This window comes from Pedobacter fastidiosus, from assembly GCF_014306625.1.
Lineage (GTDB): Bacteria > Bacteroidota > Bacteroidia > Sphingobacteriales > Sphingobacteriaceae > Pedobacter > Pedobacter fastidiosus.
The window spans coordinates 150,524-162,824 of the sequence record NZ_JACRYL010000009.1; the positions used below are offsets into that span (position 1 = coordinate 150,524).

The window sequence follows — 12,301 nt, forward strand, 5'->3', positions numbered from 1 at the left end:
TTTTCTGTTATAAGAGTCGTCATAGCTTGACGCTTGTCTTATTTAACTCGACTTAAAATATTCAAGCAAAGTGACCAACTGTTTCTTATTCAGCACTTCGCTAAGTTCTTTCTCTGTAGCTTCTTTAATCTTTTTAACCGATTTAAAATGAGTTAAAAGTTTATCTGCAGTAGTTTTCCCGATTCCTTCAATTTGCTCAAGCTCCGTTTTGAGCGTTCCCTGATCGCGTTTTTTACGGTGAAAGGTAATTCCGAACCTGTGTGCTTCATCCCTTAACTGCTGAATAATTTTTAAAGTTTCTGATTTTTTATCCAGATATAACGGGAACGAATCTCCAGGATAGAAAAGTTCTTCTAATCGCTTCGCAATTCCAATCACCGTAACTTTATGTTCAATTCCCAATAATTTTAAACTCTTCATGGCAGAAGAAAGCTGACCTTTACCGCCATCAATAATGATTAGCTGAGGCAAAGGCTGATCTTCATCCAACATTCGTCTATAACGACGGAAAACAGCTTCTTCCATGGTTGCAAAATCATTCGGGCCTTCAACCGTTTTCACGTTAAAATGGCGATAATCTTTTTTAGATGGTTTTGCATCTTTAAAAACTACAATAGCAGAAACAGGATATTTTCCCTGAAAGTTCGAGTTATCAAAACATTCGATGTGTTTTGGCAATTGCGTTAAACGCAAATCGTTTTGCATCGTAGTTAAAATACGGTCGGTGCGTAAATCTGGATTTAACTTTTCGTATTGGTTTAGTTTTTCCCTTTTAAAGAAGAGCACATTCTTTTGCGAAAGCTCCAAAAGTTTCTTTTTCTCCCCAAGTTTAGGAACTGTAAATCTTAAGCTTTCATCTTCCAGCGATAAATCGAAAGGCACAATTATTTCTCTAGATGTGCTATTAAATTTCGTTCTGAACTCCAACATTGCAATGGTTATAAGCTCCTCATCACTTTCATCCAATTGCTTTTTAATCTCTATGGTTTGAGTTTGAATAATCGTACCGTTCATTACTTTTAAATAATTCACAAAGGCATAACGTTCATCCGATGCAATGCTCACCACATCAACATTGGTAATTGCACTATTTACCACTGTAGATTTACTTTGATATTTCTCTAAAACCTGTAATTTTCTAGAATATTGATGCGCCAACTCAAAGTTCAAATCCTCTGAAGCCGTTTTTATAATTCCCTTAACATCGCGAATTACATTGCCAATCTTCCCATTTAAAATCTCTTTAATCTCACCTATATTTTTATCATAATCACTTTCCGATTGATAGTTTTGACAAGGACCTTTACAGTTCCCAATTTGATATTCTAAGCAAACTTTAAATTTTCCTTCAGCAATGTTTTTTTCATTTAAAGGTAAACTACAAGTACGTAAGGTGTACGTTTCCTTAATTAAATCCAAAATGGTGTGCATCATCCCAATCGAACCATAAGGTCCAAAATAGGTTGATCCATCCTTAATTACTTTTCTGGTCCAATAAATTCTCGGGTAATTTTCATTCTTAACAATAATCCAAGGGTAGGTTTTATCATCCTTTAGGTTAATATTAAATTTTGGTTGGTGCTTTTTTATTAAGCTATTTTCAAGCAGCCAAGCATCAATTTCAGTATCAACTATGGTAAAGGTAATCTTCCTAATCCGAGATACTAAGACTCTCGTTTTACCATTAAATTGATTTTTATCGCTATTAAAATATGATCCAACCCGATTGCGCAGATCTTTGGCTTTTCCTATATACATCAGCTTTCCATCCGCATCCCAATACTGGTAAACGCCCGGTTTGTGCGGAATTGCGGTTAATGCTGTTTTATGGTCGAAACTGCTCATGGATTACAAAAATAGGATTCAATTGGGGAAATCTTCAGAGATATGATTTATTGTTTAAAGAATTTTGGCGTGCCCCTAAGCTACGCAAAGGGTCAGGCTATTCATTGCAAGTCCTCGAACCGAAAAAAACGGTTCTCCGGGCTTTTCATTTCTATCCTTCACGCAAAACCCATAGTATTAAAAACCTAATTTCTCATCAAGTTCTGTTGTTCCTTCTTCTTGTTTTTGATACTGATTACAATCAAAAACAATGGAAACGCCGGCTTTGGGTGCTTCGAAATCAGCATGACTAATCTTTAATGATGGATTTGCATATACACGCTTTATAAAACCTGCGAAAATTGGCAAGGCAGTATTTGCACCCTCACCTTGACCAGTGCTAATAAAGTGAAACGCTCTATCCTCGCAGCCTGTCCATACGCCCGTTACCAACTGAGGCGTGATGGCCATAAACCAACCATCAGAGTTATTCTGTGTAGTTCCGGTTTTGCCACCAATTGGTGCGTTAACTTTATATTTATAGTTTAATCTAGAACCTGTTCCGTTAGTAATTACGCCCTTTAACATTCTCGTCATTACGTACGCAACTTCCTCGCTCATTACAGGTTTTGGAATTGCTTTTTGAGAATATAAAACTACACCATTCTTATCTTCCACTCTTAAAAGATAAATCGGTTGCGTATAAAAACCTTTGTTGGCAAAAGCACCATAAGCGCCAACCATATTGTAAATGGACGAATCAAAAGTTCCAAGTGCGATAGATGGATAGGCCGGAACATTTGGAATGCCCATTTTGGTTGCCAAGTTTGCTACTGCTACCGGGCCAACCTGCTTCATTAAATAAGCGGTAATGTAGTTTTGAGAATAAGCCAAAGCCTTTTGTAAAGTTAAAACTCCTGGTAAAGTTCCTGTAGATTTTGGTGTCCAAGGTTCTCCATAACCCTCAATCGTTACCGGAACATTTGGCACCGTATAACAAGGCGAATATCCGTTTTCAATAGCCACGGCATAAGTAAATGGTTTTGCTGTAGAACCCACTTGCCTTGTTCCCATTTTAACCTGATCATATTTAAAATGCTCGAAATTTATCCCGCCAACCCAAGCCTTAACATGGCCATTGGTTGGGTCCATGGTCATCATAGCATTACGTAAAAGCATTTTATAGTAACGAACAGAGTCAATTGGCTTCATCGTTGTATCTACATTTCCCTTCCAAGTAAATATGGTTAGCTCGGTAGGCGTGTTGAAATCCTGTTTAATTTCCTCATCAGTTTTTCCTTCTGCTTTTAATGATTTATAACGGTCAGAACGTTTTATTCCTTGCTCAATCTGTAAAGATTTATCCTTAAAAGGATTTCTGCCTTTCCAGCTGTTTATAAATTGCTGTTGCAAAACCTTCATGTATTCTTTCTGCGCTTCCTCTGCATAAACCTGCATATCATAATTCAGAGTGGTATATATTTTCAAACCATCACGATCTAAATCATAAGGAGTGCCATCAGATTTTGTTATCCCTTGATCCTGAAAAATAGTTTTAACATCACTCTTTAAAACTGAACGGAAGTAAGGCGCAATCCCATCGTTAACCGTTGCCGCGTTAAAATGTAGGTCCAATGGTTTATCTTTCTGCTTTTCAAACTCTTGCGGAGTAAGTAAATCCAATTTCACCATCATGGCCATGACAGTATTCCTTCGATCTTTTGATCTTTCCGGATGACGAGTAGGCGAATACATGGTAATTCCTTTTTGCATGCCCACCAAAGTAGAGGCTTGTGTTAAAGTTAATTTATCTGGACTGGTGTTAAAGTAAACCCTTGCAGCAGACTTTATTCCGTAGGCTTGATTACCAAAATCTACGGTATTTAAGTACATCGTAATAATCTCTTCTTTCGTATAATTCCTCTCTAATTTAACGGCAACAATCCATTCTTTGAATTTTGTTAAAACCAGCGAGAAGAAATTTAGGTTCGATTCTCTTGGGAAAAGATTTTTGGCAAGTTGTTGTGTAATTGTACTTGCACCTTGTTTTTTGCCTATTAAGTTGTAACCAATAATAGAAAATGTACGTTTAAAATCAATTCCCGAATGTTCTTTAAAACGAGTATCTTCCGTAGCGATTAGTCCATTTATTACGTTTGGAGAAATATCTTTATAACTAACATTCGATCTATTTTGAACAAAATATGTTCCTAAAGTTCTGCCATCTTCAGCAATAATTTCCGAAGCTTGATTACTTTTTGGATGTTCAATATCTCGGAAAGATGGAAGCGCACCAAAAAGGCCAAATCCAATCATAGAAATGAATATTGCAAAAACGGCTATTCCACCAATTAATACTTTCCAAATGCGCAGACTGTATCTTTTTGTTTCTTCTTTTGAAAGGGGCTTGTTCATTGTAATGTTGTTTTGTTGGCTTTGGATAAATAATATACATCACCTTATTGATGTGTCTATTTTTTTATCCTTAGCTAAATAATGTTGCAAATATCGGCAACCTTATTGATAATTGTTTTTGTAAAACTCAAGATACTCGTTAATTCTTGATCTATCTTTTAGTTTATCGAAATTCTCTTTGCTGATGATGAATCCTTTATAAATATTTTCGGGCACTTTCATAATGTTTTTCAATTGCCCTTTAATGCTCTCTTCATAAATTTTAGCATCCTCCAAATCAATAAAGCTGGTTACATAAATTAGTTGATCATTATCCAACTCTATCAATTTATGAACCAAATCATTGTCAGGATAATTTCCACGATTAAATTGGCCCAGTCCGAAACGCGAAGAACTTAAGGTTAACGTAGCATCTGCTACATCAATAACGTAATAATAAGTATCTGATGTTGCGGTACTGAAAATACTTGCAGGTTTATTTGGATTAACGACAGGCTTTTCTTCAGGTTTCTCTGCCGGTTTAGCTAAAACTACTTTGGGTTCATCAGCAGCATTTATAGCTTTCTCAATTGCCTTAGGTTGTGTGGCTTCAGTTTTTGCCTGATTAACGAATCGTGGTTCAGTGGCATCAAAATCAATTAACGCAACTCGGCGCTGTTTAAATTCAACCAAGTTTGAGTCGATATATTTTAAGTGATCTCTAACCAAAGGTGTAATAATTTTATCGTTTGGATAAAGTGTATTAATCGAGTTGAACTCGGTTAACAATGCATCAACTTTAGAAGTTCTACCAACCGCAATGGCTTTTAAATAAGCGTACTGTGGCGCCAGATCATTTTCTGGGAAAGCGCTAATATTTTCATTTGCCTGCTTAACTACACTAGGATAATCTTTTTTGGCATAAGCAGTAAAAGCAAGGTTATAGTTGTTGTTCGCTGCGTTTTCCAGCTGAGTTTGTTTTGCTGAATAAGAAGGATCTAAAATGGTTTTTGCGAAGTTTGAATTCGGGAATTTAGTTAAAACCAGCTGTTTATATTCATCAGATTTCACCTGATCAATAACTTGATAATTTAAATACAGACTGTAATAAACCGCTACTAAATGGTTATTATCAGGAAAACGTTTAAGCAATTCTAGGTACACTTTATTTGCTTCAACCTTATCATTTAGCTCCTGCTGATAAAAACTTGCGATTTCAAAATAAGCATCGATAATTTTTTGGTTTGATTTGGAGATCAAATCTGCAGTAACCGGTAAAGCATTTAAATAATGTTTTTCTAACGAAGTTTGATCATTTGCTAACGGTGCATTCGGATCATTTGCTGGTGTAATTCCATTGGCAACATTTCCACCAGCTAAAATCTGGTTGTTTTCTTGAGCAGAAGAGCGCACACTTTGACGCCAATTATCTTCCAGTTGTCTATTTCCCCATCTCTTTTTAAAATCAGAGAAACCATTACTTATCGCCGCATTGTTGTTAAAATAAAAAGTGTTTCCAGTACCTAATGATGGATTTAAAGATTGGTTTGGTGCATTAGGATCGTTTAGAAACTGATTCCCATTAGATCCAGTATTGGTTAAGGTAACTTTAGGCGTTAAAAATGCTCTTACTTTAGCTTCGCGTTCTGTTTCCGGTAATTTGGCTATGGCTTGTAAGGTATCTTCTTTTGATATAATTGAATATCGATCGGTTAGATATTGAAGATTATCAGCCTTTTTAACAATGTTATCATAATCAGGAAAATTCTTAGGCAAAATCATTACCGTACTGTCGTAATATAATTTCGCCTTAATATAATTGTTAAACTCTTTAAAGTTTAAATCGGCAATTCTTAAGTAGGAGAGTGCTTTTTGGTTTTGATTTCTGGTGCTTTTTTGAACCGATTTCTGATAATTTTCCTCTGCCTTTACAAAATTTCCTTGAGCAGAAAATAATTCTCCAACTTGGTAATAAATCTGATCAGTATAATCGAAATTTTTATCGTCTCTTAGTAAGGCAAGCAACTGTTGTTCCTTATTCAGTTTCTCTCCGCTTAATAAAGCCTTTAATTTTATCCGATTTAAATTGGCATGGAAATACATTTCAAAAGGTGCATTGCTTTTTTCAACTTTGGTAAAATTGGCGTAAGCATCTTGAAGATTGTTTTCTTTTTCCTGCAACTGCGCAAGAATAAACTTCCAACGGATTCGATCCTGATTATTCGAAGAACTCGAAATGGCAGATTCCAATAAAAGGATGGCTTCTTTATTGCGTTTTTGATAAATCCGCATTTGTGCAGTTGTGGCTAAAGGCTCTGCCAGATCTTTTTTAAGTTCATCAGCAGCACGCAACATGGTATCTAAAATTTTATCGGCATAGCCCATGTTATTCAACTCCATCTGGCTTCTTGCTTTCCAATTAAGCGCCATAACGAAAGTTTTTAAATTGCTCCCATAGGTTTTAGCGGTATAATCAAAATATTCTGAAGCAATAAAATAATTGCCCTTTAAATAGTTTGCCTTACCCAATAACATATAGGCATCATCAATATAATTACTAAAGCTTTTATCGTTGATGATCGTTTGCCCTTTAAAAATGACTTCGTCTAACTGTTTGTTAGCAACGCCTGGGGTTAAAACCAAATTTATCTGAGGCTCTGGATCCAAATAAACAGGTAGAATCTTTTCATAATTGTCCGAATAGCTTTGCGCTAAACTTTCATAATACTCGGTGAGTAAAACATTTGAGTTATAGATATAGTTATATCTTGCCGTCAAGTTTTGCATCTTGCGGCTAACAGTGGTATCTTTAGGTGTTATGCACCCGAAGGCAAATAACAGATATAAGCAGAAGAGGAAGGGATTTAAGGGTTTGTAGGTGCGTTTTTTCAAGTATAATAAATGTCTTTAAGTGGATATACATTTAACAAAAAGTATGCAAAATTATTTTATCGGTCAACAAATTTTAATTATTCAAAGTTAATTTAATTATTGCATTAAAAAATGGAAAATCAGAAAGAAGAAAAACCCGAGAAAAAGATAAATTCGGCGGCTAAATATTCAGCTATCGGCTTTCAGATGTTTGCCACAATTGGCTTACTTACTTTTATAGGTTATAAAATTGATGAACATCGAAATAGCAAAACAAACCTAATTACGGCACTTTTTGCGCTGGCAGGAGTCGGAATTGCACTATATCAAGCCATTCGGCAAGCAACTAGATAATTGCTTTATTGATAAGTAACTAAATCCTCCAAAAATAATAAGAAGTAGATCTTTTGTAACTCAATGATCTATCAATCAAACAATTTAACATTAGCACAATGCTTATCGCTCTAAAATATTATCTTTGCTAAAATTTTTATTTGCAAAGAATTATTCCATTGACTCTAGCCAAATTTACAAGTATCTATCTCATTTTCATTGGCGTCTTAATTGGCGTTGTTGCTGTTTTACCCTTAGTGTTTTCAGGATTGCAATTGTTTGTGCCTAACTTTTGGCTCGTGTTTGGCTTTTTAGCTGGCATAACTTACATTGCTTATTTGCTTGTTGATATTGGTATTAAACGCGATCCCGAAGTAGGTGTTATGGCTATTATGGGATCTATTGCTATAAAGATGTTATTTTGTATGGCTTTTGTGCTGATTTACAGTATTAAAGTGAAGGGAAGTGGGCTAATATTTATGCTTAATTTTTTTTCTTTATATTTATTGTTTTCAGCCTTTGAAATTTACTGTTTGTTACGTAACTTGCGCCACCAAAATTTAAAGTAAAAATCTGCCAATAAATGGATTGTAACCAAGTTTTTGTGTCGAAAGTTAAAAGGCTAATTGTTGTTTTCACGCTTTTAGTAGCGTTTTTATCAGTAAAAATTGATGCTTTCGCCCAAGTTGATAGTGCCGTAGTTCCTGTTGATAGCGTTGTAGCTGAATCTGCTGAAGCAGTTTCTGGCGAACACGGTTCTGTAAAAAAGGAAGAAGAAAAATTCGAGCCTACTAAGGTGATTATGGAGCACATTGCAGATTCGCATATGTGGCATTTATGGGGACATACTTCTTTGCCTCTTCCGGTAATTTTATACACTCCGAGTGGAATAGAGGTTTTTTCTTCTGAAAACTTTCACCATGGTGAACATGATTACACAGGTAGTTTCCATACTTATCGTTTAGATGAAGATCATGTAAAAGTGATTGGTACCGATGGTAAAGTTGATGAAACTGCAAGCGCTAGCATTTTGGATTTTTCGATTACAAAAAACGTTGCATCAATGTTTGTTGCGATTGCTGTTATATTGATATTGTTCATTTCTGTTGCTAATACGTATAAGAAACGCATTGGTAAAGCGCCAAAAGGATTGCAATCTTTTATGGAGCCTATTATTGTTTTTGTTAGAGATGATATTGCCAAGCCTAATATTGGTCATAACTATGCCAAGTTTATGCCTTATCTGTTAACCGTATTTTTCTTTATTTTAATAAACAACCTATTTGGTTTAATCCCTATTTTTCCGGGTGGTGCTAACGTTACGGGTAACATTACCCTAACTTTTGTTATGGCCGTTGGTACATTAATTATCGTAAATATCAATGGTAACAAATACTATTGGAAACACATTTTTAAACCAGATGTGCCGCTTTGGTTATATCCAATTATGATTCCTGTGGAATTAATAGGTATAATTTCTAAACCATTTGCTTTGATGGTTCGTTTGTTTGCGAACATTACAGCAGGTCACATTATCGTATTGAGTTTAATATCCTTAATATTTATTTTCGAAACATTGGCTATCGCTCCGGTTTCAGTTGCATTTGTACTATTTATGGATGTATTGGAATTGTTAGTGGCATTTTTACAAGCCTTTATTTTTACATTACTTACTGCCTTATTTATAGGTATGGCAGTAGAAGAGCATCATTAATAGAAAACTATTTTTTACAATTAATATAAATTAAATTAGTTATGGTAGGTTCAATCGCGGCAATTGGTGCCGGTTTAGCAGTAATCGGTGCAGGTATCGGTATCGGTCAAGTAGGTGGTAAAGCAATGGAAGGTATTGCTCGTCAACCAGAGGCTGCATCAAAAATTCAGACTGCAATGATTATCGCAGCAGCTCTTATTGAGGGTGTTGCTTTATTCGGTGTAGTAGTTGCATTATTAGGTAATAGCCTTAAATAATTCAAACTGAAAAAGATTAGGTTGGGTATTTAACGATTGGTTATTTACCCACCTTATTACAAAAGATTGTTTTTAAAAATTAGATAAGATGGAATTAGTAACCCCGAGCATAGGATTAGTTTTTTGGACCACAATATCGTTCATCTGCTTATTAATATTACTTAGGAAGTTTGCATGGAAACCTATTTTGGGCGCCATACACGAACGTGAGCAAAGCATTGATGAGGCATTAAACAAAGCGGAATTAGCCAAACAAGAAATGGCTCGCTTAACTGCTCAGAATCAAGATTTGATGCAACAAGCACGTGCTGAACGTGATGAAATTTTAAAGGAAGCTAAAACTCTTAAAGACGGAATCTTAAACGAAGCTAAAAAGCAAGCTCAGGTAGAAGGTTCTAAATTAATTGAAAAAGCTAAGATTGAGATCGAAAACCAAAAGAAAGCAGCTTTAGCAGAAGTTAAAGATCAAGTTTCTTCTTTATCGTTAGAAATTGCAGAACGTGTTTTACGTACTCAATTGAATGATAAAACTAAACAAGAAGCTTTAGTAGCTAATTTGTTAAAAGACGTTGAATTAAACTAGTTTTGAGAAAATAGATTTGAGACATTAGATATTAGATTTGAGAATCATCTCACATCTTCCATCTCACATCTCACATCTCACACCTAAAAATATGTCAGAAATTAAAGTTGCAAGCAGATACGCCAAATCATTAATAGATTTATCCGTTGAAAACAACGCGTTAGAATCTTCTTATAATGATATGGTTTTGTTTGAAAAAGTGGTTGATGAAACCCCTGAGCTGGAAGCGATATTGAAAAATCCAATTGTACCTTTAGATAAAAAGACAGGTATTTTAACTGGTATTTTTGCTGATAAAGTAAGCAAGCTAACCATAACGTTTTTCAAAATAGTGATTAGCAAAGGTCGTTCTGCTATTTTATTTGCTACTGCAAAACAGTTTGTGCAACAATACAACTTAATTAAGGGTATTGTTACTGCTGAAGTAACTACAGCAACCGCTCTAAGCCCAGCAGCTGAAGAGCAGATTGTTGCAATTGTAAAAAGAGAATTAGGCGCCAATCAAGTTATTGTTAAGCAGAAAATTAACGAAAAACTAATTGGTGGTTTTATATTAAAAGTTGGTGATAAGCAATTTGATGCAAGTATTGCCAGCGGTTTAAGTAAACTGAAAAAGGAATTTGCGCTGTAGCGTTAGCCCCTGCGGCTAACAGCAAAATATAGCGGAACCGGAATAACAAAAGAATTACAAGATTTACATTTACAAAAAGATATAATTAAGATTATGGTAGAGGTAAGACCAGACGAAGTATCGGCAATTATCAGACAGCAATTGGCGGGCTTTAAATCAGAAACCGAACTGGAAGAAGTTGGTACCGTGTTGCAAGTGGGCGACGGTATTGCCCGTGTTTACGGTTTAACTAAAGTTCAATCGGGTGAGTTGGTTGAATTTGCAAACGGTTTACAAGGAATTGTATTAAACCTTGAAGAAGATAACGTTGGTGTGGTACTTTTGGGTGCTTCTGACGAGATTAAAGAAGGTGATACCATTAAACGCACCAAAAAAATTGCCTCTATTAAAGTTGGTGAAGGTATGCTTGGCCGCGTAGTAAACACTTTGGGTTTACCTTTAGATGGTAAAGGCCCAATTTTAGGTGAAACTTACGAAATGCCTTTAGAGCGTAAAGCACCAGGTGTAATTTACCGTCAGCCGGTAAATGAGCCTTTACAAACTGGTATTAAAGCAATCGATGCAATGATTCCAATTGGTCGTGGTCAACGTGAGTTGGTTATTGGCGATCGTCAGATTGGTAAAACTGCGGTTTGTATCGATACCATTATCAACCAAAAAGAATTTTATGAAGCAGGCCAGCCTGTGTTCTGTATTTATGTAGCTATCGGTCAGAAAAACTCTACTGTTGCAAACATTGTACGTACACTAGAGGAAAACGGCGCTTTGCCATATACAGTTGTTGTTGCTGCTTCAGCTGCTGACCCTGCTCCAATGCAGTTTTATGCTCCGTTTGCTGGTGCTGCAATTGGTGAGTTTTTCCGTGATACAGGTAGACCAGCATTAATTGTTTATGATGATTTATCTAAACAAGCTGTTGCTTACCGTGAAGTATCATTATTACTTCGTCGTCCACCAGGCCGTGAGGCTTATCCAGGTGACGTTTTCTACTTACACAGTCGTTTGTTAGAAAGAGCTGCAAAAATCAATGCAAATGATGATATCGCACAAGCGATGAATGATTTGCCTGAATCTATCCGTCATATCGTTAAAGGTGGTGGTTCGTTAACTGCACTTCCAATTATCGAAACTCAAGCGGGTGATGTTTCTGCTTATATTCCAACCAATGTAATTTCGATTACCGATGGTCAGATTTTCTTAGAATCGAACTTATTTAATGCAGGTATTCGTCCAGCTATTAACGTAGGTATCTCGGTATCACGTGTGGGTGGTAATGCTCAAATTAAATCGATGAAAAAAGTAGCAGGTACTTTAAAGTTAGATCAGGCTCAATACCGTGAGTTAGAGGCTTTCTCTAAATTCGGTTCTGATTTAGATGCTGCAACAAAATCGGTTTTAGATAAAGGTGCACGTAACGTACAAATGTTGAAACAAGCACAGTTTACACCATTCACGGTAGAAAAACAAGTTGCAATTGTTTATGCAGGTACTAAAAACTTAATGCGTAGCGTACCAGTTGATAAAGTAAAAGAATTCGAAACTGAATATTTAACACAATTGGAAATGCGTCATCCAGAAACTTTAGCGGCATTAAAAGCTGGTAAATTTGATGATACCATTACAGGTGTTTTAGATACAGTAGCAAAAGAGATTTCAAGTAAATACTAATTAGATACAAGTAACGAGTATCAAGT

At 35.7% G+C, this 12,301-nt stretch carries 10 protein-coding genes; 7 read left to right on the top strand and 3 right to left on the bottom strand.

Annotation, left to right across the window (positions count from 1 at the left end):
* Positions 1–42: 42 nt before the first annotated feature.
* The 3 genes from uvrC to porW all read right to left on the bottom strand — a co-directional run bounded on the left by uvrC (position 43) and on the right by porW (position 7,110).
* On the bottom strand, positions 43–1,845 hold the full coding sequence (gene uvrC, locus H7U22_RS11825) for an excinuclease ABC subunit UvrC (protein ID WP_187071565.1): 1,803 nt from the start codon (positions 1,843–1,845) through the stop codon (positions 43–45).
* Positions 1,846–2,022: 177 nt separating this feature from the next.
* Entirely contained in the window at positions 2,023–4,239 is a 2,217-nt protein-coding gene (locus H7U22_RS11830) for a transglycosylase domain-containing protein (RefSeq protein WP_187071566.1), read from the bottom strand.
* A gap of 102 nt (positions 4,240–4,341) precedes the next feature.
* Positions 4,342–7,110, bottom strand: a complete 2,769-nt coding sequence (gene porW / locus H7U22_RS11835) for a type IX secretion system periplasmic lipoprotein PorW/SprE (protein WP_187071567.1) — start codon at positions 7,108–7,110, stop codon at positions 4,342–4,344.
* A 111-nt stretch (positions 7,111–7,221) separates the two neighbouring features.
* On the opposite strand from porW, the gene H7U22_RS11840 reads away from it, so the two are divergent.
* The 7 genes from H7U22_RS11840 to atpA all read left to right on the top strand — a co-directional run bounded on the left by H7U22_RS11840 (position 7,222) and on the right by atpA (position 12,275).
* On the top strand, positions 7,222–7,443 hold the full coding sequence (locus tag H7U22_RS11840) for an AtpZ/AtpI family protein (RefSeq protein WP_187071568.1): 222 nt from the start codon (positions 7,222–7,224) through the stop codon (positions 7,441–7,443).
* Between the two features lie 140 nt (positions 7,444–7,583).
* A complete protein-coding gene (locus H7U22_RS11845) occupies positions 7,584–7,991 on the top strand; it encodes a hypothetical protein (RefSeq protein WP_248284734.1) in 408 nt (135 codons plus the stop codon).
* A gap of 14 nt (positions 7,992–8,005) precedes the next feature.
* A complete protein-coding gene (gene atpB / locus H7U22_RS11850) occupies positions 8,006–9,136 on the top strand; it encodes a F0F1 ATP synthase subunit A (RefSeq protein WP_187071569.1) in 1,131 nt (376 codons plus the stop codon).
* Between the two features lie 41 nt (positions 9,137–9,177).
* Positions 9,178–9,393 carry an ATP synthase F0 subunit C gene (gene atpE / locus H7U22_RS11855; protein WP_055912908.1) on the top strand — a complete coding sequence of 72 codons (216 nt, stop codon included), beginning with the start codon at positions 9,178–9,180 and terminating at the stop codon, positions 9,391–9,393.
* A gap of 88 nt (positions 9,394–9,481) precedes the next feature.
* Positions 9,482–9,976: a F0F1 ATP synthase subunit B gene (locus H7U22_RS11860; protein ID WP_187071570.1), complete on the top strand. Its 495-nt coding sequence runs from the start codon at positions 9,482–9,484 to the stop codon at positions 9,974–9,976.
* 91 nt (positions 9,977–10,067) lie between these two features.
* Complete coding sequence (atpH, locus tag H7U22_RS11865) at positions 10,068–10,607, top strand: ATP synthase F1 subunit delta (RefSeq protein ID WP_187071571.1); 540 nt, start codon at positions 10,068–10,070, stop codon at positions 10,605–10,607.
* Between the two features lie 93 nt (positions 10,608–10,700).
* A complete protein-coding gene (gene atpA, locus H7U22_RS11870; protein ID WP_131556008.1) occupies positions 10,701–12,275 on the top strand; it encodes a F0F1 ATP synthase subunit alpha in 1,575 nt (524 codons plus the stop codon).
* Positions 12,276–12,301 lie beyond the last annotated feature (26 nt).